This window comes from Pseudomonas gingeri, from assembly GCF_013386115.1.
Lineage (GTDB): Bacteria > Pseudomonadota > Gammaproteobacteria > Pseudomonadales > Pseudomonadaceae > Aquipseudomonas > Aquipseudomonas gingeri.
The window spans coordinates 654,550-681,453 of sequence record NZ_JACAOR010000005.1 but is presented as its reverse complement, the minus strand read 5'-3'; the positions used below and the strand labels follow the sequence as shown (position 1 = coordinate 681,453).

Genomic DNA, 26,904 nt, shown 5'->3' with positions numbered 1-26,904 from the left:
TTGCGCAAAACCCGAAAATAAGCGCAGCCCCCGTCTTGCGCGGCTTCCTCCTGCTCACTAACGTAGCGCCTTTACTGACGCTACCCCCGCAGGAGCCTTGCCATGGCCTCGCCAGCCTTTCCCCCTTTTCTTCACAAATGTGGCGTTGCCGCCGCCGTGGCAGGCCTGCTCGGCCTGGGCGGCTGCCAGGCCTGGAACACCCAGGACAGCCTGCCGCCGACCTCCGGCGTGCAACCGCTCAAGGGACTGGCGCAGAACGTGTCGGTGCGGCGCAATGCCGTCGGCATACCGTTGATCGAAAGCAACACCTTCCATGACGCGCTGTTCACCCTCGGCTACGTCCACGCCAGCGACCGTATCACCCAGATGGTCACCCTGCGCCTGCTGGCCCAGGGTCGCCTCGCGGAGATGAACGGTGCCGATGCCCTGGATACCGACCGGTTCATGCGCGCGGTCAACCTGAAGAAAAGTGCCGGCGAGCTGTACAACGCTGCGTCGCCGCGGCTCAAGCGTTTCTTCGAAGTCTATGCGCGGGGCGTCAACGCCTACCTGTTCCGCTACCGCGACAAGCTGCCGGCGGATCTGGCCCAGAGCGGCTATACGCCCGAATACTGGAAGCCGGAAGATTCCGCGCTGATTTTCTGCCTGCTGAATTTCCAGCTCTCGGCCAACCTGCCGGAAGAGATCTCGTCGCTGCTGATCGCGCAGAAGGTCGGTATCGACAAGCTCGCCTGGCTGACCCCGACCGCGCCGGACGAACCCCTGCCCCAGGCTGATGCGGACAAGCTCAAGGGCGTGGCCCTGAGCCAGATTGCCGGGCTGGGCGCCGTCGGCAAGGCTGCCGGACAAGTGGCGGCACTCAACGGCTTCGGTGCCGGCACTTCGACCAACTGGGCCATCGGCCCGCAACGCAGCCGCAGCGGCAAAAGCCTGCTGGCCGCCGACCTGCAACAACCGACCAGCGCCCCCGCGGCCTGGAACTACGTGCAGATCCGCGCGCCGAAATACCAGGCCGCCGGCGCCTCGATTGCCGGCCTGCCGGCGATCCTTTCCGGCTTCAACGGCAAGGTGGCCTGGAGCATGGCCGCGGTACTCGGCGACAACCAGGACCTGTTCCTGGAAAAACTCAAGCGCCAGGGCAATGCGCTCTACTACGAAGCCGACGGCAAATGGCTGCCGGCCATCGTGCGCAACGAAACCTTCTTTATCAAAGGCCAGCGCTCGATCCGCGAAACCGTCTTCGAGACCCGCCACGGGCCCCTGCTCAACAGTGCCCTGGGCGATACACCGCTGGCCAACGGTTATGGCCTGGCATTGCAGACCCCGTCGCTCAAGGACGACAAGAGCCTCGATGCGTTCTTCGACCTGTCCCGGGCACAGACCACCGAGAAAGCCTCGGACGCCAGCCGCGAGATCCGCGCCATCGCCCTGAACATGATCTTCGCCGACGCCAGCAATATCGGCTGGCAGGTCACCGGTCGCTACCCGAACCGGCGCGAAGGCGAAGGGCTGTTCCCGTCGCCGGGCTGGGACAGCCGCTTCGACTGGGACGGCTATGCCGACGCGATGCTTCACCCCTACGACCAGGACCCGCAGCAGGGCTGGCTGGGCACGGCGAACCAGCGCACGGCGGCCAAGGGCTACGGCATGCAACTGTCCAACTCCTGGTATTACCCGGAGCGTGGCGAACGCCTGGCGGAACTGGCCGGCTCCGGCAAGCAGGACACCCGCAGCGTCATCGCGATGCAGTACGACCAGAGCACCACCTTCGCCAACAAGCTGAAGAAGATGTTCGAGGCCCCGGGCATGGCCCAGCCGCTCAAGCAGGCCATCGATGCGCTGCCCGAAGTCGAGCGCGGCAAGGCTCGGGAAGCCTTCAGCCGCCTGATGGCGTTCGACGGCAAGCTCAGTCCGACTTCGGCCGATGCCGCGCTGTATGAGCTGTTCCTGCAGGAAAGCCTGAAACAGATCTTCCTCGACAAGCTCGGCCCGGAAAACGGACCGGTATGGCAGGCATTTATCGCCAATGGCCGGCTCTCCTACTCGGCCCAGGCCGATCACCTGCTGGGGCGCGAAGACAGCCCGTTCTGGGATGACAGCCGCACCCCACAGAAAGAAGACAAGCCAGCCATCCTGGCGCGCAGCCTGGCGGCGGCGATCACGGCCGGCGACAGCCAGCTGGGGGCCGACCACAAGGCCTGGCAATGGGGCAAGCTGCACCGTTATGAGTGGAAGAACGCCAGCGGCCAGGTAATCCGTGGTCCGATCCAGGCCGGTGGCGACCATACCACCCTGAACACTGCGGCCTACCTGTGGGGCGGTTCGAATTTCGATACCACCCTGGCGCCAGCGCTGCGGCTGATCGTCGACTTCGGTCAGATCGAGCCGATGATGGGCCAGCAAAGCCCCGGCCAGTCCGGCAACCCGGCCAGCCCGTACTATGCCAATGGCATCGATGGCTGGTTGAAGGCGCAATATGTCAGCTTCCCCATGCAGCCGCAGAACCTCGACAAGGCCTACGGCACTACACGCCTGACGCTGACGCCGGGCAAATAATCCCGGCATGATCGTTCCCGCGCGCAGCAAAGGCATGCAAGCAGTAACGCTGCGCGTCACGACAGCGGACGCAGAGCGTCCGGAGAGGCGTTCCCACCCAGAGCGTGGGAACGATCTTTCATAGCGTTATCGCACCAATATGGCGCACTTGTTTTTTACTGCCCGATTTCGGGCATGATTAGCTGGCTCGTAGCCATATTCCTGCCTTTTAAAACGCTCGTTCGGGACTCTGGTTCGGAAATTGCTACTTTTACCGAGTCATACGCGTTCCAGTAACAGTACTTAGTGCGCCACAAGCGCTCATCTTGGTTTTTAGGGATTGAATAATGAAAAAAGCATTGCTGACCCTTTCTGCACTGGCTCTCTGCATGGCCGCCGGCGTCGCCACGGCCAAGGAATACAAGGAACTGCGCTTTGGCGTGGACCCGTCCTACGCGCCGTTCGAATCCAAGGCCGCCGACGGCAGCCTGGTTGGCTTCGACATCGACCTGGGCAACGCCATCTGCGCCGAGCTGAAGGTCAAGTGCAAATGGGTCGAAAGTGACTTCGACGGCATGATCCCCGGCCTCAACGCCAACAAATTCGACGGCGTGATCTCGTCGATGACCGTGACCGAAGCCCGCCAGAAGGCCATCGACTTCTCCAGCGAGCTGTTCTCCGGCCCGACGTCCCTGGTGTTCAAAAAAGGTGCAGGCTACTCCACGCCTGAGTCCCTCAAGGGCAAATCCGTGGGTTACGAGCAAGGCACCATCCAGGAAGCCTACGCCAAGGCCGTGCTGGACAAGGCTGGCGTGACCACCAAGGCCTATGCCAACCAGGACCAGGTCTATGCCGACCTGGTCTCCGGTCGCCTCGACGCCTCGGTCCAGGACATGCTCCAGGCCGAGCTGGGCTTCCTGAAGTCGCCGGCCGGTGCTGGCTACGAAGTCAGCAAGGCAATCGACGATCCGCTGCTGCCGGCAAAAACCGCCGTCGGTATCAAAAAAGGTAACAAAGACCTCAAGGCACTGCTGGATAAAGGTATCGAAGCGTTACACAAGGACGGCAAGTACGCCGAAATCCAGAAAAAACACTTTGGCGATCTGAACCTGTATAGCGGGAAATAATCCCCTGGGCGCCCCCTCGACGGGGGCGCTTTCTTGACAGCCAAAGGCATCTGTTCATGTTCGACAACCTCCTGCAAACCCTGGGGCTTTCCGCCTTCAGCCTGAGGGGCTTCGGCCCGATCCTGCTGGATGGCACCTGGATGACCATCAAATTATCGATACTGTCGCTGCTGGTGAGCGTCCTGCTCGGCCTGCTCGGCGCCAGTGCCAAACTCTCCAGCATCTCCCTGCTGCGGATTCCGGCCCAGCTCTACACCACGCTGATTCGCGGGGTGCCCGATCTGGTGCTGATGCTGCTGATTTTCTACAGCCTGCAAACCTGGCTCTCCACCCTGACGGACGCCATGGAGTGGGAATACATCGAAATCGACCCGTTCGCCGCCGGGGTCATCACCCTGGGCTTCATCTACGGCGCGTATTTCACCGAAACCTTTCGCGGGGCGATTCTCGCCGTGCCGCGCGGTCAGCTCGAAGCCGCCACCGCCTATGGCCTGACCCGCGCCCAGCGTTTCCGCTTCGTGACCTTCCCGCAGATGATGCGCTTCGCCCTGCCGGGCATCGGCAACAACTGGATGGTGATCCTCAAGGCCACCGCGCTGGTCTCGATCATCGGCCTCGCCGACCTGGTCAAGGCCGCCCAGGATGCCGGCAAGAGCACCTATCAACTGTTCTATTTCCTGGTACTCGCCGCCTTGATCTATCTGCTTATCACCAGTGCCTCGAACTATGTCCTGCGCTGGCTTGAACGGCGTTATGCCGCCGGTGCCCGGGAGGCCGTACGATGATCGAACTCCTCGAACAATACTGGCGTCCGTTCCTCTACAGCGACGGCCAGCACATCACCGGCCTGGCGATGACCCTGTGGCTGCTCAGCGCCTCGATCTTCATCGGCTTCCTCGTATCGATCCCGCTATCCATCGCCCGCGTCTCGCCCAAGCGCCGTATCCGCTGGCCGGTGGAGTTCTATACCTACCTGTTCCGGGGCACGCCGCTGTATATCCAGCTGCTGATCTGCTACACCGGGATCTACAGCCTGGAAGCGGTGCGCAACCAGCCGCTGCTCAATTCGTTCTTCCGCGACGCGATGAACTGCACCATCCTCGCCTTCGCCCTGAACACCTGCGCCTACACCACGGAGATCTTCGCCGGGGCGATCCGCAGCATGAACCATGGTGAAGTCGAAGCGGCCAAGGCCTACGGTCTCAGCGGCTGGAAGCTTTATGCCTACGTGATCATGCCATCAGCCCTGCGTCGCTCGCTGCCGTACTACAGCAACGAAGTGATCCTGATGCTGCACTCCACCACCGTGGCCTTTACCGCGACCATCCCGGATATCCTGAAGATCGCCCGGGACGCCAACTCGGCGACCTACATGACCTTCCAGTCGTTCGGCATCGCCGCGGTGATCTACCTGGCGATCACCTTCACCCTGGTCGGCCTGTTCCGGCTGGCCGAGCGCCGCTGGCTGGCCTTCCTCGGCCCGGCTCACTAGGACTCCCGCGCATGCGTCATGTCACTCACGATCTGCTGGCCCCCGTACCGGGTACCGCCCGCCAGATCCATAGCTTTCACTTCGGTCCGGAACAGGCCGGGCGCAAGGTCTATGTCCAGTCGTCCCTGCATGCCGACGAACTGCCCGGCATGCTGGTGGCCTGGCATCTGAAGCAACGCCTGGGCGAACTGGAACGGGACGGCCGCCTGCGCGGCGAAATCGTGCTGGTGCCGGTAGCCAACCCTGTCGGCCTGGAACAGGTGCTGATGGATGTGCCCCTGGGGCGCTACGAGCTGGAAAGCGGGCAGAACTTCAACCGCTGGTTCATCGACCTCAGCGACGAGATCGGCAATCAGCTGGAAACCCTGCTCAACGATGACCCGCAGCACAACCTGCGGCTGATTCGCCAACTGCTCAAGGCCGCATTGGCGGCCGAAGTGCCGGCCACCCAGCTGCAATCCCAGCGCCTGGCCCTGCAGCGCATCGCCTGCGATGCCGACATGGTGCTCGACCTGCATTGCGACTTCGAAGCCGTGGCCCACCTGTACACCACGCCCGAAGCCTGGCCGCAGGTGGAACCGCTGGCACGCTACATCGGTTCCGAAGCCAGCCTGCTGGCGACCGACTCGGGCGGCCAGTCGTTCGACGAATGCTTCACCCTGCTCTGGTGGGACTTGCAGCAACGCTTCGGCGATCGCTTCGCCATCCCCCAGGGCAGCTTCTCGGTGACCGTCGAGCTGCGCGGCCAGGGCGATGTCAATCACCCGCTGGCGGGCCTCGACTGCCAGGCGATAATCGACTACCTGACCCACTTCGGCATCATCGAGGGCGATGTCGCGCCCCTGCCGGAGCTGCCGTACCCGGCCACGCCGCTGGCCGGCGTGGAGCCGGTCGCCACCCCCGTGGGCGGACTGCTGGTGTTCAGCGCCCTGCCGGGGCAATACCTGGAGGCCGGGCAACTGATCGCCGAGGTCATCGACCCGATCAGCGACCGTGTCACCCCCATTCATTGCAGCACCGCGGGCCTGCTCTACGCCCGCTCGCTGCGCCGCATGGCGACCGCCGGTATGGTCGTCGCCCATGTCGCCGGCCGCGAGGCCTATCGCAGCGGCTATCTACTTTCTCCTTGAGGTGCCCATGTACAAACTGACCATTGAAGGCCTGCACAAGAGCTATGGCGAACACCAGGTGCTCAAGGGCGTTTCGCTGAAGGCCAAGACCGGTGACGTGATCAGCCTGATCGGCGCCAGCGGCTCGGGAAAGAGTACCTTCCTGCGCTGCATCAACTTCCTGGAAACGCCCAATGACGGCGCCATGAGCCTCGACGGCCAGGTGATCCGCATGGTCAACGACAAGCACGGCATGCGCGTGGCCGACGACGCCGAGCTGCAGCGCCTGCGCACCCGCCTGGCGATGGTGTTCCAGCACTTCAACCTGTGGAGCCACATGAGCGTGCTGGAAAACATCACCATGGCCCCGCGCCGGGTGCTGGGCGTCAGCAAGAAGGACGCCGAGGAGCGCGCCCGCCGCTATCTGGACAAGGTCGGCCTGCCGGCCCGGGTTGCCGACCAGTACCCGGCGTTTCTCTCCGGCGGCCAGCAGCAGCGCGTGGCGATTGCCCGCGCATTGGCCATGGAACCGGAAGTGATGCTGTTCGACGAGCCGACCTCGGCCCTCGATCCGGAGCTGGTGGGCGAAGTGCTGAAGGTGATCCAGGGCCTGGCCGAAGAAGGCCGGACCATGATCATGGTCACCCACGAAATGAGCTTTGCGCGCAAGGTCTCGAGCCAGGTGCTGTTCCTGCACCAGGGCCTGGTGGAAGAACAGGGCGCGCCGGACGATGTGCTGGGCAATCCGCAAAGCGAGCGGCTGCGCCAGTTCCTCAGCGGCAACCTGAAGTAACCCCTCGCCCCTGAAAAGGTCACTGTGGGAAGACCCCGCACTGTAGGAGCCGGCTTGCTGGCGATCCGCCGCAGGCGGCCATTCCACAAGAATGCCAGCGACCGTGCGAGCGCTATCGCCAGCAAGCCGGCTCCCACCAAAGCACAGCCCTGCACTGGCGGGGCTGTGCCGTCAGTTGTGGGCGGCCTGCCAGGGGTAGGCCAGCCACTTCTGCAGCCGCTTGGCAAAGCGCCCGCTTTCCATGTCCTGGTGCAGCCACTGGTCGACGTACTGCTTGAGCACGATGTCCCGGGGCAGCAGCATGGCCTTCTCGGAAAAGTCGAAAGGCTGGTCCGGATGCACCGCGCACAGTTCCGGATGCAGTTTCTGCTGCACCAGCGTCTCCACCGCATCGGTCATCATCAGGTCGGCCTTGCCGTCGACGATCTGCTGGAAGATGGTGACATTGTCCTCGTGCATCACGATCTGCGCCTGCTTGAGATTGGCCCGGGCGAACTTCTCATTGGTCCCGCCGGGGTTGACGATGGCCCGCACTTGCGGCCGGTCGATCTGCTCCAGGGTCTGGAACGCCTGCTGCCGTGAACAGAGGGTGATCGGCGTCTTGCCGTCGCGCTGGTAAGGCTGCGAGAAGAACGCCTGCTTCTGACGCTCCATATTCACCGAGATGCCACTGATGCCAAGGTCGAAGCGGTCGGCCTGCAAATCGCTCATCAGCGTCGGCCAGGTGGTCGGCACCAGTTCCAGGCGCACGCCCAGGGAGCTCGCCAGGCCTTCGGCCAGTTCGATATCCAGGCCGATAAAGCGCTCGCTCGTCTTGTAGCTGAAGGGTTTGTAATCCCCCGTGGTGCCGACCCGCAGCACGCCCTGCTGGAGAATCTGGTCAAGTCGGCTGAAGGCCAGTTGCTGGGGCACGGGAGGGATCGGCTGTGCGGCTTCGGCGGCGGTACCGGCCAGCAGCAGCGCGGCGAACAGGACTCGGGAAAAACCCGTGGGAATGGAAAACGTCATAGGCGGCCCTTTTTATAGTCTGGTATCCATGGGTGCGCTGGAGGCACTGGAGCAGACTACCTGCAAGGGCTCGGGCAAGCGACCCTCGGACAGCCTGGAGCCATCCGCGGGTCGGGGCTTCACCCCATCAGGCGACCGGAACGGGTGGTGGCTCGTCGGGCAGGGTCGGCTCGCCCGGCTCGGTGGGTTGCTCGTTGGGGGTGTCGGGATCGGGCTGGCCCGGAATGCCTCCGGCCAGGCTGTGGGGATGAGCCAGCAACGACCAGGCCAGCAGGCCCACTTGATTGGGTTCCAGTTTCGCCAGCTGGGCGCTGATGCTTGGATCGATCTTCATGGGCAACTCCTGAACGTTGTGGCCCGGCCGGCCTTGCGCCAACCGAGGCGGTACACCCAATAGAGTGTGCCACCGTCCAGGAATTCCCTCGGGTGCAGCGCCCTTCGTCAGGTGCGCGGCAGGGTCACGCCGCGCTGGCCCTGATACTTGCCGCCGCGGTCCTTGTAGGAGACTTCACACTCTTCGTCGGACTCCAGGAACAACATCTGCGCCACACCTTCGTTGGCATAGATCTTCGCCGGCAGCGTGGTGGTGTTGGAGAACTCGAGTGTCACGTGGCCTTCCCACTCGGGTTCCAGCGGGGTGACGTTGACGATGATGCCGCAGCGGGCATAGGTGCTCTTGCCCAGGCAGATGGTCAGCACATTGCGCGGAATCCGGAAGTACTCGACGGTACGGGCCAGGGCGAAGGAGTTCGGCGGGATGATGCAGACGTCGCTCTTGATGTCGACGAAGCTCTTCTCATCGAAGTTTTTCGGATCGACGGTCGCCGAGTTGATATTGGTGAACACCTTGAATTCATCGGCGCAACGCACGTCGTAGCCATAGCTCGACACCCCGAAGGAAATCAGTCGGTCAGCGCCTTCGCCACGCATCTGGCGCTCGACGAAGGGTTCGATCATGCCGTGCTCTTGCGCCATGCGGCGAATCCACTTGTCCGATTTGATGCTCATGGCGGGTGTCCTGAATAGCGAGGTGGAGAAATTCTGTCCGGCATCTTACCGGGGCGCGGCGCGGGGTTCAAAGTCCGCCGCCGATTTGCGCCAAAATAGCCTTGCCGCAGCGGCCCGCCGAGCAGCGTCAGGCCGCTGAACGGAGGCGCTTGCGGGCCCCGCCGGCCGCCGTCAGTCATGAAATAGGCGAAACCTTGGCAAAGACCATTGGCACGTTCCGGAAAAAGGGTTAAGGTGGCGCCACTGTGCTGCTTGTGTCACTGAGAATCTCTACACGATGTTGAATTTCGATCCAACCATCTCCAAGAATTTTTCCTGCTCTTTGCACTCAGTCTCGGCCAGGGCTTTTCCTGAGTCGCAGTTAACTTTGTCCAAGGAGACATCAAATGTCTAATCGCCAAACCGGTACCGTTAAGTGGTTCAACGATGAAAAAGGCTTCGGCTTCATCACTCCACAATCCGGTGACGATCTGTTCGTACACTTCAAAGCAATCCAATCCGACGGCTTCAAGAGCCTGAAAGAAGGCCAACAGGTTTCTTTCATCGCTACCCGCGGTCAGAAAGGCATGCAAGCTGAAGAAGTTCAAGTTATCTAACTTGTCCTGATCCAGTAAAAAGCCCCGCTCTCTCACGAGACGCGGGGCTTTTTTGTGGGCGGGTGTTTTTGTCGGCGCCTGCAAGGCATCAGCCCATACGACACAAAACCGTGGAGCCAGCAAGCCGGCTCCACAAGTCGCGCATTCCACCTCGATCGAGGTGGACTGGTATCAGTCGTCGCTGATGGTGATGTTCGGCATCGCCTGGCTGCCCGCTTCCTGCAACACAATCCGCGCCCCCACGTGCCGTGCCAGTTCCTGGTAGACCATGGCGATCTGGCCATCGGGATCGGCGGCCACGGTCGGCTTGCCGCCATCGGCCTGCTCACGGATGACCATCGACAGCGGCAACGACGCCAGCAGTTCGACGCCATACTGCGACGCCAGCTTCTCGCCACCGCCCTCGCCGAACAGGTGCTCGGCATGACCGCAGTTGGAACAGATATGCACCGCCATGTTTTCCACGACGCCCAGCACCGGGATATTCACCTTGCGGAACATCTCCACGCCCTTGCGCGCATCGAGCAGGGCCAGGTCCTGCGGCGTGGTGACGATCACCGAGCCGGCCACCGGGACTTTCTGCGCCAGGGTCAGCTGGATGTCGCCAGTGCCCGGCGGCATGTCGATCACCAGGTAATCCAGGTTGCCCCAGTCGGTCTGGGTCACCAGTTGCAGCAGTGCGCCGGAAACCATCGGCCCGCGCCAGACCATCGGTGTGTTGTCGTCGGTCAGGAACGCCATGGACATCACTTCCACACCGTGGGATTCGATGGGCACAAACCACTTCTGGTCCTTGATCTTCGGCCGGGTGCCTTCGGCAATGCCGAACATCACGCCCTGGCTCGGGCCATAGATGTCCGCATCGAGAATCCCCACCCGCGCGCCTTCACGGGCCAGGGCCAGCGCGAGGTTGGCTGCCGTGGTGGACTTGCCCACGCCGCCCTTGCCCGACGCCACCGCTACCACGTTCTTCACGTTGGCCAGGCCGGGAATCTGCGCCTGGGCCTTGTGCGCGGCGATCACGCACTCGATCTCGACCTTGGCCGAGGCCACGCCGTCGAGGCCTTCGATCGCCATTTGCAGCATCTGCGCCCAACCGCTCTTGAACAGGCCGGCGGCATACCCCAACTCGAGCCGGACGCTGACACGGTCAGCCTGGATATCGATGGCCTTCACGCACCCGGCGCTGAGCGGATCCTGGTTCAGATAAGGGTCGGTGTACTGGCGAAGGACGGCCTCCACCGCTGCGCGATTGACTGCGCTCATGGGCAACTCCCGAAAAAGACTGAGTAAAACAGGCAGCTATCGTAACCGTTCTGAACAGCCGAAAGCAGGTTCCGACAGCAATTGTGGCGGTCGGGCCCGCCGCCGGGTCCTCGCCAGGGGTGAATTATGTGCGCCGGCGCTTTATAGTGTTCGGTCTCCGTTTCACTTCAAGTAGCCGAGCCCCATGTCCGAGCCACGCCAGATCCTCGTCACCAGCGCCCTGCCCTATGCCAATGGTTCCATTCACCTTGGCCACATGGTCGAGTATGTCCAGACGGACATGTGGGTGCGCTTCCAGAAGCACCGCGGCAACCAATGCATCTACGTCTGCGCTGACGACGCCCACGGCTCGGCCATCATGTTGCGCGCGGAAAAGGAAGGCATCACCCCGGAACAGCTGATCGCCAACGTCCAGGTCGAGCACAGCACCGACTTCGCCGACTTCCTGGTGGAGTTCGACAACTTCCACTCGACCCATGCCGAAGAAAACCGCGAACTGTCGACGCAGATCTACCTGCGCCTGCGCGAGGCCGGGCATATCGCCACGCGCTCGATCACCCAGTATTTCGACCCGGAAAAGCAGATGTTCCTGGCGGACCGCTTCATCAAGGGCACCTGCCCGAAATGTGGCACCGAAGACCAGTACGGCGACAACTGCGAGAAATGCGGCGCCACCTACGCTCCCACCGACCTGAAAGATCCGAAATCGGCGATTTCCGGTGCGACCCCGGTGCTCAAGGACTCCCAGCACTTCTTCTTCAAGCTGCCGGACTTCCAGGCCATGCTGCAGACCTGGACCCGCAGCGGCTCCCTGCAGGACGCCGTGGCGAACAAGATCGCCGAGTGGCTGGATGCCGGCCTGCAGCAGTGGGATATCTCCCGCGACGCACCGTATTTCGGTTTCGAGATCCCCGATGAGCCGGGCAAGTACTTCTATGTCTGGCTGGACGCGCCGATCGGCTACATGGCCAGCTTCAAGAACCTCTGCGCACGCCGCCCGGACCTGGACTTCGACGCGTTCTGGGGCAAGGACTCCACCGCCGAGCTGTACCATTTCATCGGCAAGGACATCGTCAACTTCCACGCCCTGTTCTGGCCGGCCATGCTCGAAGGCGCGGGCTACCGCAAGCCGACCGGGATCAACGTGCATGGCTACCTGACCGTCAACGGCCAGAAAATGTCCAAGTCCCGTGGCACCTTTATCAAGGCCCGCACCTACCTCGACCACCTGTCGCCGGAATACCTGCGCTACTACTACGCAGCCAAGCTGAGCAAGGGTGTCGACGACCTCGACCTGAACCTCGAAGACTTCGTGCAGAAGGTCAACTCGGACCTGGTCGGCAAGGTGGTGAATATCGCCAGCCGTTGCGCCGGGTTCATCCACAAGGGCAACGCCGGCGTGCTGGTCGCGGGTAACGCCGCCCCGGAACTGACCGACGCGTTCCTCGCCGCCACCCCGAGCATCGCCGAAGCCTACGAGGCCCGCGACTTTGCCCGGGCAATGCGTGAAATCATGGCCCTGGCCGACCGCGCCAACGCCTGGATCGCCGACAAGGCACCGTGGTCCCTGGCCAAGCAGGAAGGCAAGCAGGATGAGGTCCAGGCCGTCTGCGCCGTGGGCATCAACCTGTTCCGCCAGTTGATCATCTTCCTCAAGCCGGTGCTGCCGCTGCTGGCCGCCGATGCCGAGGCGTTCCTCAACGTCGCGCCGCTGACCTGGAATGACCACGCCACCCTGCTCGGCAACCATCAGTTGAACGAGTTCAAGCCGCTGATGACCCGCATCGACCCGGTAAAAGTGCAGGCCATGACCGATGCCTCGAAGGAAGACCTCGCCGCCAGCCAGACCGACACCGGCAGCGCCGCCCCGCAAGGCAACGGCGAACTGACGAAGGACCCGCTGTCGGCGGAGATCGACTTCGACACCTTCGCCGCCGTCGACCTGCGCGTCGCGCTGATCGTCAAGGCCGAAGCGGTCGAGGGCGCGGACAAATTGCTGCGCCTGACCCTGGATATCGGCGACGAGCAACGCAATGTGTTCTCCGGCATCAAGAGCGCCTACCCGAACCCGGCCGAGCTGGAAGGCCGCCTGACCATGATGATCGCCAACCTCAAGCCGCGGAAAATGCGTTTCGGCATCTCCGAAGGCATGGTGATGGCTGCCGGCCCCGGCGGCGAGGAAATCTATCTGCTGAGCCCGGACAACGGCGCCAAGCCCGGGCAGCGGATCAAGTAAGCCCCTCCCTGCCCCGCGAGCCACGCACAATCGTGGCTCGCGACGCTTCATAACTAGTGCAGCCCGCCTCCTTGCCGGATAATCACTGCTATCCGTTCACCCGGCACGATCATGACCGACCTTCTTCTCATCCTTGTCAGCGCCGCCTTGATCAACAACGTCGTGTTGCAATGGCCGTTGGCCGTCGATCCGCTGTTGCAGGCGACACGCGCGCCAGGAACCGAACGACGCAAGCTGCACGCACTGGGTATCGCCACCACCTGGCTGATGCTGGTCGCCACCCTGCTGAACTACAGCCTCTATCACCTGCTGCTGTTGCCGCTGGACCTGGGCGCCCTGCAATTGCTGGTGTTCCTGCCGCTCAGCGTCGCGCTGATCGGCCCGAGCCTCAAGCTGTTGGCGCGCTGGCTACCGGGCCTGCCTTTCGACGGGCTCTGGCCGCTGCTGCTGGCAAACGCCGGCATCCTCGGCCTGGCCCTGACCAGCACGCAGAACGACCATGGCGCGGGCCACGCGGCCCTGCTCGGCCTGGGCACGGGGCTGGGTTTCTGGCTGGTCCTGGGACTGTTCAACGACCTGCGCCAACGCACCTATCATGAAGAAGTGCCCCTGCCGTTTCGCGGGCTGCCGATCGAACTGATCAGCGCCGGCCTCATTGCATTGGCCTTTCTCGGCTTCAACGGACTGGTCAAACCATGAGTCTGATTCGACATATCGACGCGCTGCTGCCACAGACCCAATGCGGCAAATGCGGTCATCCGGGCTGCCACCCCTACGCCGAAGGGATCGCCCGGGGCGAGCCCATCAACAAGTGCCCGCCGGGCGGCAATGAAACCATTGCCGCCCTCGCCGGCCTGCTGCGGGTGCCCGTGCTGGAACTGGACCCGGAGCGCGGCACCGCGCCCGCCCAGGTCGCCTTTATCCGCGAGGCCGAGTGCATCGGCTGCACCAAGTGCATCCAGGCGTGCCCGGTGGATGCCATCGTCGGCGCGGCCAAACTGATGCATACAGTGATCATCGATGAATGCACCGGCTGCGACCTGTGCGTCGCGCCGTGTCCGGTGGACTGCATTGAAATGCATCCGCTGCCGCTGGCCGAGGTCGTCCCGATTGTCGGCGGCCTGGCCTTCAATGCCGAACAACAGCAGGCCCGCAGCGAAAAGCGCAAACGTGCCCGTCGTCGCTTCGACCAGCGCAATACGCGCCTGCACGCCGAAGAGGAACGCCGCCACGCCGAACGCCAGGCGCGCGCGCCGCGCCCGACGCAGACGGACAGCGGGACCAGCGATCCGGTCAAGGCCGCCCTGGAGCGGGTCAAGGCGCAAAAAGCGCTCGACTCCGACGCCGCGCTGAAAAAAGCCCGGATCGACCTGGCCATGAGCCGGGCGCAGTTGAACAAATCATTGAAGGCCTTCGGTCATCCGCCCATTGCCGAACAGGCCGCCCAACTGGTCATCCTCCAGCAGCAGTTCGAGGCCGCGGAACAGGCCCTGGCCCGCCTGGAAAGCAGTGCACCGCCTCCCGTCCCCGCCGCCCCCGGGGACGCCGAACTCAAGCGCGCGAAGATCCAGTTGGCCATGCGCCGCGCCGAACTGGGCAAGCTACAGCGGGATCCGGAAACCTCGGGGCAGGCGCTGGAAGACGCCCAGCGTCGGCTCGAGGAAGCCCAGCGCCAGGTCGACGCCCATGCTACGCCGTGAAGCCGGCGCAGAGCCGGACGAGCGCCTCCAGCAAGCCATGCGCTGGGTGCTGCTCGCCACGCTGCCCGCTGCCCTGACCCTGTTCCTGTGGTACGGCTGGGGCGTGCTGATCAACCTGCTGCTGTGCGCGATCACCGCGCTGCTGGTGGAGGCCGGCGTGTTGCGCCTGCGGGTACGACCGATCCGACCGGCATTGATGGACGGCAGTGCCCTGGTCAGCGCCACGCTGCTGGCACTGGCATTGCCGCCCTACAGCCCCTGGTGGCTGCCGGTGTTTGCCAGCGCCGGCGCCCTGCTGGCGGGCAAGCACCTGTATGGCGGAGTCGGCAGGAACCCCTTCAATCCGGCAATGCTGGGCTATGCCCTGGCGCTCGTGGCGTTTCCACAATCCATGACCCACTGGCCCGCCTCCCATGGAATGGACCTGCTGGGCGGCTTGCAGCAGGTACTGGGCTTTCATCTCGCCGGGCAGCCGGATGCCTGGGCCCAGGCGAGCGCCCTGGATACGCTGCGGATCAACAAGAGCCTGACGATGGAGGAACTGTTCGCCACCCAGGGCGCCTTCGGCCGTTGGGGCGGCAAAGGTGCCGAATGGGTCAACCTGGCCTTTCTGACCGGCGGCCTGTTTCTGCTGAAACAACGGGTGTTCAGCTGGCACGCCCCGGTCGGAATGCTCGGCAGCCTGTTTCTCATCAGCCTGGTCTGCTGGAACGGCTCCGGTTCGGACTCCAACGGTTCGCCAGTGTTTCACCTGCTGAGCGGCGCCACCATGATCGGCGCGTTCTTCATCGCCACCGAACCGGTTTCAGGCCCCAGGAGTGCCAGGGCCCGGCTGCTGTTCGGCGCCGGCATCGGGCTGCTCACTTACATCATCCGCACCTGGGGCGGCTACCCCGATGGCGTGGCCTTCGCGGTGCTGCTGATGAACCTGATGGTGCCGACGCTGGAGCGCTGGTCCTTGCCCCGCTCGGAGCAGGTGGCGCCATGAGCAGAACACGCTCGCTGTTTGTCCTGACACTGCTGGCGGCGCTGGTCGCCGGCCTGACCTGGGAACTGCACCAGCAGGCGACACCACGAATCCAGGCGCAGCAGCAGGCGATTCAGACCCGGGCCCTGGCGCAGGTGCTGCCGGCCGGCGAGTATCAGCAGGAACCACTGGCGCTGAGCGGTGAGCCGTTGCCCCACAGCAGCCTGATACGCGGCTATCGGATGCTGCAGCAGGGGCAACCGGTGGCAGTGATACTCCAGAGCACCACCCAGGGTTATGGCGGCCCTGTCGAACTGCTGGTCGGCATCGGCGCGAGCGGCAAGCTGCTGGGGGTGAAAACCCTGTCGCACAAGGAGACACCGGGACTGGGCGGCAGGATCGCCGAAGAAGGCAATGCCTGGCTGGGTGGATTTCTCGGAAAGTCCCGGAGCGACACCCCCGACGCGGCGTGGGACCTGAAACAGGACGGCGGGCAATTCGATTCGATGGCCGGGGCGACGATTACCTCCCGGGCAGCGCTCAACGCGATTCACGATGCCCTGCGTTATTTTGACGAACACCGGGATCAACTGCTGGGAGGCAGCGGCCATGAATAGCACCAGGTTGTTGCCGGGCTCACTGATGCTCCCGCCCCTGCTCGGAGCCAGCGACTTGCTGGTCAAGGCGATCTCGTTATGGCTGGCGAGCGTGGCCGTGGTCCTGATCTATACGGCAACGGGTCGCGCGCTGAAGCCCTGGATCCACCCGGAACTGGTGTGGCCGGCACATGTTCTGCTGGCGGCCGGTAGTGTCAGCCTGGTGTCCCTGGGACTGCAAGCCTGGTCCTGGGAGCTCTGCCAGGCCCTGGGTATCTACCTGGCGCTGCTCAGCGTGCAGTGCCTGGCGCTCGAGCACCTGGGCTTCTTCCAACCGGGCAGGCTGAACGACAATATCCGCCTGTTCGCGGGCTTCGGCGTCCTGCTGGGCAGCCTGGGCCTGCTGCGCGAACTACTGGCGAACGGTACGCTGCTGGATCATCTGCAATGGTGGACCGGAACCGCCAGCCACGGCCCCATCACCTTGTTCGCCGCCGAGAACGGCCTGCACCTTGCAGGACTGGTCCCGGGAGCCTTCCTCCTGCTGGGTTTGCTGCTGGCCGGAAAAAAAGCCTGGACCCTGCGTTCAACCTCAAACCAAGTGCTTCAAAGGAAATGACTGCCCCATGAATGCCGCCAAACGCCTGGAGATTTTCCGCCGGCTCCACGAGGACAATCCAGAGCCCAAGACCGAACTGGCCTACTCGTCGCCGTTCGAGCTGCTGATCGCCGTGATTCTTTCCGCCCAGGCCACCGACGTCGGCGTGAACAAGGCCACGGCCCGGCTGTACCCGGTAGCCAATACGCCCGAGGCGATCCATGCGCTGGGGGTTGAGGGCCTGTCCGAGTACATCAAGACCATCGGCCTCTACAACAGCAAGGCGAAAAACGTCATCGAGACCTGCCGCCTGCTGATCGAACGCCATGGCAGCCAGGTCCCGCAGACCCGGGAAGAACTCGAAGCCCTGCCCGGGGTCGGTCGCAAGACCGCCAACGTGGTCCTCAACACGGCCTTTCGGCAACTGACCATGGCGGTCGATACGCATATTTTCCGAGTGAGCAACCGGACGGGGCTGGCCCCGGGAAAAAATGTGGTGGAAGTGGAAAAGCAGTTGATGAAATTCGTGCCAAAACAATACCTGCTCGACTCCCATCACTGGCTGATCCTGCTCGGGCGCTACGTCTGCCAGGCCCGCAAGCCGCGCTGTGGCAGTTGCCGGATCGAAGACCTGTGCGAATACAAGCACAAGACATCCGACGATTGAGCCGCTATTGCTTTTATTGATAAGTCGATTGAAAAAATCTTTTTTACCCGACAGATAATTATCGTTATAAGGAGCGCCAACGGCAGTCTTAGCCCGGAGTTGACTTTATGAGTACCGATAAAGAAGCACTGGATGTAGAGGACGACCTGATGCAGGTCGATTCGGACGAAACAGAACCTCCGGTGGAGGTAGCGAAGACCAATCTGAGCAAGCGTCGCACCATCGACAACCTGCTGGAAGAACGCCGCCTGCAAAAGCAGCTGGCTGATTACGATTTTGACCTGTAAGTGATGTAGATCCCCCCTCAAAAGCCTCCTTATCGGAGGCTTTTTGGCTATGACGACTCGCCTGCCGTACCGCCTTCATGACCCTGTGGTCGTCAACTCTCCCTGCACATTGCCCGAATGGTGCGCCTGTTCGTCTCAAACCAGGCCATTGCGCTGCGCGAGTTCGATCAGGTCAACCAGTGAGCGGGCGTTCAGCTTCAACAGCAAGCGGGTCTTGTAGGTGCTGACCGTCTTGTTGCTCAGGAACATCCCATCGGCAATTTCCTTGTTGCTCTTGCCCCGGGCCAGTTGCTGCAGGACCATCATTTCCCGACCCGAAAGCCGGTTGACCATGTCCGCCTCGCTGGCATTGCCCATGCTGGAGCGCACGGTATGCAACGCCTGGTTGGGAAAATAACTGTAGCCGGAAAGAACGGCCTTTATGGCACTCAGCATTTCGGTAAGGTCCTGCTGCTTGCACACATAACCGGCGGCACCCGCCTGCATGCAACGCATGGAGAAATGGCCGGGAGCCTGTGAAGTAAGTACCAGCACTTTGAAAGAAAGCCCCATGGAAGTTAGGCGGGCAATGACTTCCAGCCCGTCCAGCTTGGGAATTCCTATATCGAGTATAACAATATCCGGTGCATGCTCTCGCGCCAGTTGCAAGGCATCCACGCCGTTATCCGTCTCCGCAATGACTTCGTAGCCATGCCGTTCCATCAGCATGCGTACGGCAAGGCGAATGACGGGATGATCATCCACGATCAGCACTTTATTCATGGGCAAGTCCAATTTTCGCTGTTCGAATTTTCAGAGTCAGCACAATAGCCTAGTCACAACCTCCTGGGCATAGCGCCTACCCCGAGCAGTACCAGCCAAAGACCTTCCCTACAAACAACAAGGATTTGCCCTACAAAAAAAGCACTACAAGAAAAGTGCTGTTTTCAGGAGCGAGGTGACAATCGATTTATCCAACAGTCAGGAACGTTACCTCATAACCCTCTGGTCCGCTGCCCGGATGCAGCTTCAATGATGCTGGAGAAGATACGGATAAACAGGGTAGACAAACATCTGCATACAAGACGCTACCCGTCACGGATAAACATTAGAGACGCCAGGCGCCGGATGTCTAATGGTTTTCTGCAACAAGAAATAACCCCACTCCTTCCGCACACGCCGGAGATCATCAATGGCGCACGACCGCCGCCCGAGGTTCGAAAATTCCAGGCCCACGACAGATAAACACTGTCCCCATCGCGCCATTGTCGTCATCCTGGCCAGACATTAAACACCCAAGGCTCGGCATGGTTTCCTTCAAGTACCGGCCTGACATCTCATGAGAAAATGCTTTTGAATAGGCATGATGCGCATTTGAATAGCGGATTGCTCACTCCGAAAAACTCCTGATATATTGAAAACAGCAGCTCTTTCGACTTCAAGTAAATACCACCAAAACATTTAAATCCATCACCTCCCAAACTAAAGGAAACGTACTACGCGGCACAGGGAATACTTACCGAACTTTTAAAATCAGCCTTTCCAGAAAAAAACCAAACAATTGAGCGGCATATTTTTCTTGCAAACCATATGCTCTACCGCTAGCTTTTTAAAAACAGGAAACACCATAACAACTGACTTTTTCAGACGAGAAAGTCACGACGGCCTATCCCCCTTTACGAGCAGGCTATACTTTATGAAGAACACCACTATAAACAAACAGAAGAACAACTATAAACCCCATGATCTCGAGCTCGCCATCACCGAGTTCATCAAGCGTGGCGGAACGATAGAGCCTGCCCCGGCAAAAGAAGCAAGCCGCGGCGATGCTGAAATACCAGCCCCAGTGGAAACAGAAGTCGATACAAAGGAAGAATATGCAAGAAAAGTTGAGCTACTGAAAAACCTCATAACAAAAGGTGCGGGAATATCCGCCTTGCAATACTCATTGAAAATGAATAAAGGAGAGATAAGAAGGATCGCCCAGGAACAGGGACTGAGAATCCCCCATCGCCGTCCATTGTCCACGCCGCGGAAATACCGAAGTACTCTTTCAGAACCTGCCGGCTCACTCGCCGATGATGTAGTCGCCGGGCACGCCATGCATTACGCGGCACTGGGATACACCGCCATGGAGATTGCCCAGACGCTGGAACTGACCGTCCGCCAGGTATGGGAGTTGGGCAGGAACTATCGATTCGAACTCAAGCATCATCGAGACGACCCAAGGGAATGAACAGCAGGTTTGATCCTTGATGAAGAAAGCCTCTCCCCAACCCACCTCCCGCCTGACCCCTCTTCTGTCCGTGCGCACGCCCCTGTGCTCCCCTGGCGCCATCGGAGCAGCGCTTCCCGGGCAAAAAAAACCCCGACCTGCCGGCCGGGGCTTTTCATGCAAACAGGCGGATCAGAACAACTTGCGTCCTTTGTTTGCGGCAATGCGCATACGCAGTGCGTTCAGCTTGATGAAGCCTGCCGCGTCAGCCTGGTTGTAGGCGCCGCCGTCTTCTTCGAACGTCGCGATATTGGCATCGAACAGCGACTCGTCGGACTTGCGCCCGGTAACGATCACATTGCCCTTGTACAGCTTCAGGCGAACCACACCGTTCACGTGGGCCTGGGAAGCATCGATCATCTGTTGCAGCATCAGACGCTCAGGGCTCCACCAGTAGCCGGTGTAGATCAGGCTGGCGTACTTGGGCATCAGCTCATCCTTGAGGTGAGCGACTTCGCGGTCCAGGGTGATCGACTCGATCGCCCGGTGTGCGCGCAGCATGATGGTGCCGCCAGGGGTTTCGTAGCAGCCGCGGGACTTCATGCCCACATAGCGGTTCTCGACGATATCCAGACGACCGATGCCGTGTTCGCCACCGATGCGGTTCAGGGTCGCCAGCACGGTGGCCGGAGTCATCTCGACGCCGTCCAGGGCGACGATGTCACCGTTGCGGTAGGTCAGTTCCAGGTACTGCGGCTTGTCGGGAGCGTTCTCCGGGGAGACGGTCCAGCGCCACATGTCTTCTTCGTGCTCGGTCCAGGTGTCTTCCAGCACGCCGCCTTCATAGGAGATGTGCAGCAGGTTGGCGTCCATGGAGTACGGGGACTTCTTCTTGCCGTGACGCTCGATCGGGATCGCGTGCTTTTCAGCGTAATCCATCAGCTTTTCACGGGACAGCAGGTCCCATTCACGCCATGGCGCGATGACCTTGACGCCTGGCTTGAGGGCATAGGCACCCAGCTCGAAACGCACCTGGTCGTTGCCCTTGCCGGTCGCGCCGTGGGAAATGGCGTCGGCGCCGGTTTCGTTGGCGATTTCGATCAGGCGCTTGGCGATCAGCGGACGGGCGATGGAGGTACCCAGCAGGTACTCGCCTTCGTAGACGGTATTGGCACGGAACATCGGGAAGACGAAGTCACGCACGAACTCTTCGCGCAGATCGTCGATATAGATCTCTTTCACGCCCATGGCCTGCGCCTTGGCACGAGCAGGCTCGACCTCTTCGCCCTGACCCAGGTCCGCGGTGAAGGTCACCACTTCACAGTTATAAGTATCCTGCAGCCACTTGAGGATCACCGAAGTGTCCAGGCCGCCGGAATACGCGAGAACGACCTTGTTTACGTCGGCCATGCCATCACTCCACGGGGTTGTACGGAAAGGCGCGATTCTACCGGCCAAAACCATGAATTTACAGAGGCGCGACAGCTAAGGACGACAAAGCGACAGATAATGTCGAACGGGCGACGATGACAGCCGATTCAGGAAGTGGCCGCCGCGTTTCCAGCCGCGGCTGTCGGCGCCGCCTTTTCAGGCGCGGGGACACGCTCGAGATGAATGTTGACCCGGCGGTTCTTCGCCCGGTTGGCGGGGTTGGTGTTGGGGGCCAGCGGGTAGCGCTCACCATGGAAACGCATGACGATCTGCGATTCCGGGATGCCATTGGCCTTGAAGAACTCCATCACCGACAGCGCCCGTCGACGCGACAGGTCGCGGTTGGTCAGGCGATTGCCGCTGTTGTCCGAGTGACCGTCGAGTTCGATGTGATTGACGCTCGGGTCGGCCTTGATGAAGTCCAGCATCACCTGCAACTGGGCCTTGGCCTGGGCGTCCAGGTCGATGCCGCCACCGGGAAAGCCGATCTCGGCCTGCTTCACCTGCTCGAAGTTCTTCGGCAGCAGCTTGGCGGTGCAGGCCTGGAAGTCGCTGTAGGCCTGGGTGAACTTCACCGGCAGCAGCCGCACCTCGGAAACCCCGCCGTCCCGCGAATAATGGCGAATGACCGGGCTGCGGCCATCGAGTAGGCCATGGAACAGACCACCGGCCTGGCCCTGGGAACTGTTGAACAATACATCGCCGTTGCCGACTTTCACCGACCCCAGGTTGATATCGCCGCGTCCCGGCTGCCAGGGGGCGGCCGCGGCCAGCAGGGTCGCCGAACCGCCACCGAGCACGTGGTTATAGGCTTTCAGGCGAAAGATCGCCTGCTCGCCGGCCCGGCGCACGAATTCGCCCGAACCGAAGTCGGTGATCGGCTGAGCCAGCCGGCACTCGAACTTGTCACCTTCCACCTTCCACTCGATGCTCTCCAGACGGGTCTGGAAAGTCAGCGCCATGGCGGGCAGGCTGGCGAACATACTGAGCAGGGCTAAATAACGCTGGCGCACGGGAGGCTCCAATGGTTCCACGACTTTGAGACTGGCGTACCGGTTCTACGCCATACGTTCTGGATATCGGTCGCGTGCGGCAAAACTTGATAGCGAGTGCCTGATAGAGTCTTTTCCGGTAGCATTCCCATCAGTTCGACCCGCCTGGAATCCCCAATGTCCGACCGCCTGACCCTGCTGCGTCCCGACGACTGGCATATTCATCTTCGCGATGGTGCTGTGTTACCCCACACTGTAGCGGATGTTGCGCGCACCTTTGGTCGCGCCATCATCATGCCCAACCTGGTGCCTCCGGTACGCAACGCCGCCGAAGCCGATGCCTATCGCCAGCGCATTCTCGCGGCCCGGCCGGCCGGCAGCCGTTTCGAACCGCTGATGGTGCTCTACCTCACCGACCGCACCCAGCCCGAGGAAATCCGCGCCGCCAAGGCCTGCGGCTTTGTCCACGCGGCCAAGCTCTATCCGGCCGGTGCGACCACCAACTCGGACTCCGGCGTGACCAGCGTGGACAAGATCTTCCCGGTCCTGGAAGCCATGGCCGAAGTCGGCATGCCCCTGCTGATCCACGGTGAAGTGACCCGCGGCGACGTCGACGTGTTCGACCGCGAAAAGCTGTTCATCGACGAACACATGCGTCGCGTGGTCGAGCATTTCCCGACGCTGAAAGTCGTGTTCGAACACATCACCACCGCCGACGCGGTGCAGTTCGTCAACGAGGCCCCGGCCAACGTCGGTGCGACCATCACTGCGCACCACCTGCTGTACAACCGCAACCACATGCTGGTGGGCGGTATCCGGCCGCACTTCTACTGCCTGCCGATCCTCAAGCGCAACACCCACCAGCAGGCCCTGCTCGACGCCGCCACCAGCGGCAGCGAGAAGTTCTTCCTCGGCACCGACTCGGCTCCCCATGCCCAGCATGCCAAGGAAGCCGCCTGCGGTTGCGCCGGTTGCTACACCGCTTACGCAGCCATCGAGCTGTATGCCGAGGCGTTCGAACAACGCAATGCCCTGGACAAGCTCGAAGGCTTCGCCAGCTTGCACGGCCCACGCTTCTACGGCCTGGCCCCGAACAGCGAGCGCATCACCCTGGTCCGCGAAGAGTGGACCGCCCCCGCCAGCCTGCCATTTGGCGAGCTGTCCGTAATCCCGCTGCGCGCCGGTGAAAAACTGCGCTGGCGCCTGCTGGAGGAAACGCTGTGAGTGAAGACCATTTCGATGACGAACTGGAAGGCAATGGCAACTCAGGTGGCTCGCGCCACCCGATGGCCGCACGCTTTCGCGGCTACCTGCCGGTCGTCGTCGATGTAGAAACCGGTGGTTTCAACGCCGCTACCGACGCGCTGCTGGAAATCGCCGCGACCACCATCGGCATGGACGAAAAAGGTTTCGTGTTCCCCGAGCACACCTACTTCTTCCGCGTCGAACCCTTCGAAGGCGCCAATATCGAGGCCGCCGCCCTGGAGTTCACCGGGATCAAGCTCGATCACCCGCTGCGCATGGCCGTCAGCGAAGAAACCGCGCTGACCGACATCTTCCGTGGTGTGCGCAAGGCGCTGAAGGCCAACGGCTGCAAACGCGCGATCCTGGTCGGACACAACAGCAGTTTCGACCTGGGCTTCCTCAACGCCGCGGTCGCGCGACTGGACATGAAGCGCAACCCGTTTCATCCGTTCTCCAGCTTCGACACCGCCAGCCTCGCGGGCCTGGCTTATGGCCAGACCGTGCTGGCGAAGGCCTGCCAGGCCGCCGATATCGACTTCGACGGTCGCGAAGCCCACTCGGCGCGCTACGACACCGAGAAGACTGCCGAACTGTTCTGCGGCATCGTCAATCGCTGGAAGGAAATGGGCGGCTGGGAAGACTTCAACGACTGATCGCTCGTCAGAGCAGCTCCCGCCCATAAAAAAACCGGCCCTCAAGGCCGGTTTTTTTGTCCGTGAAACGGCGGCTTACAGCTTGCCGGCGTTCTCGGTCAGGTAAGCAGCAACGCCTTCTGGCGAAGCGTTCATGCCCTTGTCGCCTTTCTTCCAGTTGGCCGGGCAGACTTCACCGTGCTCTTCGTGGAATTGCAGGGCGTCGACCAGGCGGATCAGCTCTTCCATGTTACGGCCCAGCGGCAGGTCGTTGATGATCTGCGAACGGACAACACCCTTGTCGTCGATCAGGAACGCGCCACGGAAAGCCACGCCGCCTTCGGACTCCACGTCGTAGGCCTTGGCGATTTCGTGCTTCATGTCGGCAGCCATGGTGTACTTGACCTTGCCGATGCCGCCATCGTTGATGGCCGTGTTGCGCCAGGCGTTGTGGGTGAAGTGCGAGTCGATGGAAACGGCAACCACTTCAACGTTACGCGCCTTGAAATCGTCCATGCGGTGGTCCAGGGCGATCAGCTCGGACGGGCAGACGAAAGTGAAGTCCAGCGGGTAGAAGAACACCAGGCCGTATTTGCCTTTGATGGCCGAGGACAGGGTGAAGCTGTCGACGATTTCGCCATTGCCCAATACGGCCGGGACGGTGAAGTCGGGGGCTTGTTTGCCTACGAGTACGCTCATTGGATATCTCCTGGTGTAGTAACGTTCAGAACAAGATCGTGCGCCCAGCCTGCCAGCCTTGAGCGACAAGCCTGTGACACGATCCCGTGTCCTTGGAACCGACCATCATACACCGCGTTTTTTGACGCTCCTAAACGGTTTTTGCAAAGTCGTCCCGACACCGATCGCCAGGCGCCGGTCCCCGTTCGTCAGCCAATCGCCGAACTGACAAAAAGCTTACATAAACCACTTTGACAATCATTCTCGTTAACATTAAGATCCATGGCAATTGAGCCCTAACCAGCGACGGTTCTCACCTTATGTATGTCTGCCTCTGCACTGGCGTCACCGACGGACAAATCCGCGATGCGATCTTCGAGGGTTGCTGCAGCTACCGCGAAGTACGCCAGGCGACCGGTGTTGCCAGCCAATGCGGCAAATGTGCGTGCCTGGCCAAGCAAGTGGTACGTGAAACCCTGACCGAGCTGCAAAGCAGCCAGGCTGCCCTGCCTTACGCGGTAGAATTTTCAGCGGCGTAAATACCGCGATTCAAAGAACCGGACTTGATGTCCGGTTTTTTTATGCCTGTAATTCAATCGCTTAGCGCCGAGACGCGGAACACAAACATTCTTATTCCGATTAATTTTCATATATTATTCAATAACTTAGGTTTGACACTCGAAGTTGCCGGGATCAAACTCTGCCTTATAGACAGCTATTACAGGGCAGGACCCCATCATGAAAGGCGACAAATCAGTCATCCAGCATCTCAACAAGATCCTTGCCAATGAACTGGTCGCGATCAATCAATACTTCCTGCATGCCCGCATGTATGAGGATTGGGGCCTGAACAAGCTGGGCAAGCACGAGTACCACGAGTCCATCGACGAGATGAAACACGCGGACAAGCTGATCAAGCGCATCCTGTTCCTCGAGGGCCTGCCGAACGTGCAGGACCTGGGCAAGCTGCATATCGGCGAGAACACCAAGGAAATGCTCGAGTGCGACCTGAAGATCGAAAGAACAGGCCACAAGGATCTGAAAGAAGCGATTGCCCACTGCGAAAAGACCGGTGACTTCGGCAGCCGCGAACTGCTGGAAGACATCCTCGAATCCGAAGAAGAACACATCGACTGGCTGGAAACCCAATTGGGCCTGATCGACAAGGTCGGTATTGAAAACTATCTGCAATCGCAGATGGGCGACGAATAACCCGCCTCCAGTAAAAAGCCCCGCCCTCTTATGGAGAGGCGGGGCTTTTTTACCCCCGGCAGCGCTGGACGCTGTCCGGGGTCTGGCGAAATCAGGCTTCGGTCTTGGCCGCGGCTTTTTCGGCAGCGTCCTTGATCAGGCTCTGCAGTTCACCGTTGGCGAACATTTCAGCCATGATGTCGCTACCGCCGACCAGCTCACCGCCGACCCACAGTTGCGGGAAGGTTGGCCAGTTGGCGTACTTCGGCAGGTTGGCGCGAATTTCCGGGTTCTGCAGGATGTCCACGTAGGCGAACTTCTCACCACAGCCCATGACAGCTTGAGCGGCTTTCGCGGAGAAGCCACATTGAGGGGCATTCGGCGAGCCTTTCATGTAAAGCAGAATGGTGTTGTTGGCAATCTGCTCTTTAATCGTTTCGATGATATCCATGGAACACCTCGGCTAAACTTTCCGACTCAGTTGTCGGCACGGTGACGCATTGTATCGGAAAGCCGAGCGTGGTGCTCGGTCTCCCCGACGGATATCGCGTCTGCC

General features: G+C 61.4%; 29 protein-coding genes. 20 read left to right on the top strand and 9 right to left on the bottom strand.

The features are described 5' to 3' along the window. Positions 1 to 102: 102 nt before the first annotated feature. The 6 genes from HX881_RS11025 (at position 103) to HX881_RS11000 (ending at position 7,056) form a co-directional block, all read left to right on the top strand. Positions 103 to 2,556, top strand: coding sequence for a penicillin acylase family protein (locus HX881_RS11025; protein ID WP_017126289.1), 2,454 nt, complete (start codon positions 103 to 105; stop codon positions 2,554 to 2,556). Between the two features lie 326 nt (positions 2,557 to 2,882). Continuing rightward, positions 2,883 to 3,662: a transporter substrate-binding domain-containing protein gene (locus tag HX881_RS11020; RefSeq protein ID WP_042935322.1), complete on the top strand. Its 780-nt coding sequence runs from the start codon at positions 2,883 to 2,885 to the stop codon at positions 3,660 to 3,662. Positions 3,663 to 3,718: 56 nt separating this feature from the next. After that, on the top strand, positions 3,719 to 4,447 hold the full coding sequence (locus HX881_RS11015; protein WP_017126291.1) for an ABC transporter permease: 729 nt from the start codon (positions 3,719 to 3,721) through the stop codon (positions 4,445 to 4,447). Beyond that, the gene (locus HX881_RS11010) at positions 4,444 to 5,154 is read left to right on the top strand and encodes an ABC transporter permease (RefSeq protein ID WP_017126292.1); all 711 of its coding nucleotides are present in this window, start codon (positions 4,444 to 4,446) and stop codon (positions 5,152 to 5,154) included. Before HX881_RS11015 ends, HX881_RS11010 begins: the two co-directional genes overlap by 4 nt. Positions 5,155 to 5,165: 11 nt before the next feature. After that, on the top strand, positions 5,166 to 6,284 hold the full coding sequence (locus HX881_RS11005; protein WP_177084400.1) for a succinylglutamate desuccinylase/aspartoacylase family protein: 1,119 nt from the start codon (positions 5,166 to 5,168) through the stop codon (positions 6,282 to 6,284). 7 nt (positions 6,285 to 6,291) lie between these two features. After that, the gene (locus HX881_RS11000) at positions 6,292 to 7,056 is read left to right on the top strand and encodes an ABC transporter ATP-binding protein (protein ID WP_017126294.1); all 765 of its coding nucleotides are present in this window, start codon (positions 6,292 to 6,294) and stop codon (positions 7,054 to 7,056) included. A gap of 171 nt (positions 7,057 to 7,227) precedes the next feature. On the opposite strand, the gene HX881_RS10995 is transcribed toward HX881_RS11000, so the two are convergent. The 3 genes from HX881_RS10995 to dcd form a co-directional block, all read right to left on the bottom strand. After that, positions 7,228 to 8,064, bottom strand: a complete 837-nt coding sequence (locus HX881_RS10995) for a transporter substrate-binding domain-containing protein (RefSeq protein WP_177084398.1) — start codon at positions 8,062 to 8,064, stop codon at positions 7,228 to 7,230. A 127-nt stretch (positions 8,065 to 8,191) separates the two neighbouring features. After that, a complete protein-coding gene (locus HX881_RS10990) occupies positions 8,192 to 8,398 on the bottom strand; it encodes a hypothetical protein (protein WP_017126296.1) in 207 nt (68 codons plus the stop codon). Positions 8,399 to 8,505: 107 nt separating this feature from the next. Beyond that, entirely contained in the window at positions 8,506 to 9,072 is a 567-nt protein-coding gene (gene dcd / locus HX881_RS10985; protein WP_017126297.1) for a dCTP deaminase, read from the bottom strand. A 386-nt stretch (positions 9,073 to 9,458) separates the two neighbouring features. Here dcd and HX881_RS10980 point away from each other — a divergent pair, with 386 nt between their 5' ends. Continuing rightward, a complete protein-coding gene (locus tag HX881_RS10980; RefSeq protein ID WP_002554837.1) occupies positions 9,459 to 9,668 on the top strand; it encodes a cold-shock protein in 210 nt (69 codons plus the stop codon). Positions 9,669 to 9,839: 171 nt separating this feature from the next. On the opposite strand, the gene apbC is transcribed toward HX881_RS10980, so the two are convergent. Beyond that, the gene (apbC, locus tag HX881_RS10975; protein ID WP_177084396.1) at positions 9,840 to 10,934 is read right to left on the bottom strand and encodes an iron-sulfur cluster carrier protein ApbC; all 1,095 of its coding nucleotides are present in this window, start codon (positions 10,932 to 10,934) and stop codon (positions 9,840 to 9,842) included. Between the two features lie 184 nt (positions 10,935 to 11,118). Here apbC and metG point away from each other — a divergent pair, with 184 nt between their 5' ends. The 8 genes from metG (at position 11,119) to HX881_RS10935 (ending at position 17,985) form a co-directional block, all read left to right on the top strand. Then, complete coding sequence (gene metG / locus HX881_RS10970) at positions 11,119 to 13,170, top strand: methionine--tRNA ligase (protein ID WP_177084394.1); 2,052 nt, start codon at positions 11,119 to 11,121, stop codon at positions 13,168 to 13,170. A 111-nt stretch (positions 13,171 to 13,281) separates the two neighbouring features. Continuing rightward, on the top strand, positions 13,282 to 13,869 hold the full coding sequence (locus HX881_RS10965; protein ID WP_177084384.1) for an Rnf-Nqr domain containing protein: 588 nt from the start codon (positions 13,282 to 13,284) through the stop codon (positions 13,867 to 13,869). After that, on the top strand, positions 13,866 to 14,870 hold the full coding sequence (rsxB, locus tag HX881_RS10960; protein WP_177084382.1) for an electron transport complex subunit RsxB: 1,005 nt from the start codon (positions 13,866 to 13,868) through the stop codon (positions 14,868 to 14,870). The genes HX881_RS10965 and rsxB overlap by 4 nt, the downstream gene beginning before the upstream one ends. After that, the gene (locus tag HX881_RS10955; protein WP_177084380.1) at positions 14,857 to 15,858 is read left to right on the top strand and encodes an RnfABCDGE type electron transport complex subunit D; all 1,002 of its coding nucleotides are present in this window, start codon (positions 14,857 to 14,859) and stop codon (positions 15,856 to 15,858) included. Before rsxB ends, HX881_RS10955 begins: the two co-directional genes overlap by 14 nt. After that, positions 15,855 to 16,454 carry an RnfABCDGE type electron transport complex subunit G gene (locus HX881_RS10950; RefSeq protein WP_177084378.1) on the top strand — a complete coding sequence of 200 codons (600 nt, stop codon included), beginning with the start codon at positions 15,855 to 15,857 and terminating at the stop codon, positions 16,452 to 16,454. The genes HX881_RS10955 and HX881_RS10950 overlap by 4 nt, the downstream gene beginning before the upstream one ends. Beyond that, positions 16,447 to 17,052, top strand: coding sequence for an Rnf-Nqr domain containing protein (locus HX881_RS10945; protein WP_177084376.1), 606 nt, complete (start codon positions 16,447 to 16,449; stop codon positions 17,050 to 17,052). The genes HX881_RS10950 and HX881_RS10945 overlap by 8 nt, the downstream gene beginning before the upstream one ends. Before the next feature lie 7 nt (positions 17,053 to 17,059). Continuing rightward, positions 17,060 to 17,698 (top strand): endonuclease III, encoded by a 639-nt coding sequence (gene nth, locus HX881_RS10940; RefSeq protein WP_017126306.1) that lies wholly within the window; start codon positions 17,060 to 17,062, stop codon positions 17,696 to 17,698. Between the two features lie 107 nt (positions 17,699 to 17,805). Then, entirely contained in the window at positions 17,806 to 17,985 is a 180-nt protein-coding gene (locus tag HX881_RS10935; RefSeq protein WP_017126307.1) for a PA3496 family putative envelope integrity protein, read from the top strand. Positions 17,986 to 18,120: 135 nt separating this feature from the next. Here the strand turns inward: HX881_RS10935 and HX881_RS10930 are convergent, their stop codons facing one another. After that, positions 18,121 to 18,747: a response regulator transcription factor gene (locus tag HX881_RS10930; protein WP_017129960.1), complete on the bottom strand. Its 627-nt coding sequence runs from the start codon at positions 18,745 to 18,747 to the stop codon at positions 18,121 to 18,123. Between the two features lie 913 nt (positions 18,748 to 19,660). On the opposite strand from HX881_RS10930, the gene HX881_RS10925 reads away from it, so the two are divergent. Beyond that, positions 19,661 to 20,200 carry a hypothetical protein gene (locus tag HX881_RS10925; protein ID WP_042935326.1) on the top strand — a complete coding sequence of 180 codons (540 nt, stop codon included), beginning with the start codon at positions 19,661 to 19,663 and terminating at the stop codon, positions 20,198 to 20,200. A gap of 171 nt (positions 20,201 to 20,371) precedes the next feature. Here HX881_RS10925 and HX881_RS10920 read toward each other — a convergent pair whose 3' ends face one another. Next, positions 20,372 to 21,589 carry an argininosuccinate synthase gene (locus tag HX881_RS10920; RefSeq protein WP_007938916.1) on the bottom strand — a complete coding sequence of 406 codons (1,218 nt, stop codon included), beginning with the start codon at positions 21,587 to 21,589 and terminating at the stop codon, positions 20,372 to 20,374. Positions 21,590 to 21,717: 128 nt separating this feature from the next. Further along, complete coding sequence (locus HX881_RS10915; protein ID WP_017126312.1) at positions 21,718 to 22,623, bottom strand: flagellar protein MotY; 906 nt, start codon at positions 22,621 to 22,623, stop codon at positions 21,718 to 21,720. A 156-nt stretch (positions 22,624 to 22,779) separates the two neighbouring features. Here HX881_RS10915 and pyrC point away from each other — a divergent pair, with 156 nt between their 5' ends. Beyond that, entirely contained in the window at positions 22,780 to 23,826 is a 1,047-nt protein-coding gene (gene pyrC / locus HX881_RS10910; protein ID WP_177084374.1) for a dihydroorotase, read from the top strand. Beyond that, entirely contained in the window at positions 23,823 to 24,500 is a 678-nt protein-coding gene (gene rnt / locus HX881_RS10905) for a ribonuclease T (RefSeq protein ID WP_017126314.1), read from the top strand. Before pyrC ends, rnt begins: the two co-directional genes overlap by 4 nt. Before the next feature lie 75 nt (positions 24,501 to 24,575). Here rnt and HX881_RS10900 read toward each other — a convergent pair whose 3' ends face one another. Then, positions 24,576 to 25,178, bottom strand: a complete 603-nt coding sequence (locus HX881_RS10900) for a peroxiredoxin (RefSeq protein WP_017126315.1) — start codon at positions 25,176 to 25,178, stop codon at positions 24,576 to 24,578. Between the two features lie 299 nt (positions 25,179 to 25,477). Here HX881_RS10900 and HX881_RS10895 point away from each other — a divergent pair, with 299 nt between their 5' ends. Both HX881_RS10895 and bfr read left to right on the top strand, forming a co-directional pair. After that, a complete protein-coding gene (locus HX881_RS10895; RefSeq protein WP_017126316.1) occupies positions 25,478 to 25,696 on the top strand; it encodes a bacterioferritin-associated ferredoxin in 219 nt (72 codons plus the stop codon). Between the two features lie 199 nt (positions 25,697 to 25,895). Next, positions 25,896 to 26,369, top strand: a complete 474-nt coding sequence (gene bfr, locus HX881_RS10890; RefSeq protein ID WP_017126317.1) for a bacterioferritin — start codon at positions 25,896 to 25,898, stop codon at positions 26,367 to 26,369. 91 nt (positions 26,370 to 26,460) lie between these two features. Here bfr and grxD read toward each other — a convergent pair whose 3' ends face one another. Next, entirely contained in the window at positions 26,461 to 26,799 is a 339-nt protein-coding gene (grxD, locus tag HX881_RS10885) for a Grx4 family monothiol glutaredoxin (RefSeq protein WP_017126318.1), read from the bottom strand. Between the last annotated feature and the right edge of the window lie 105 nt (positions 26,800 to 26,904).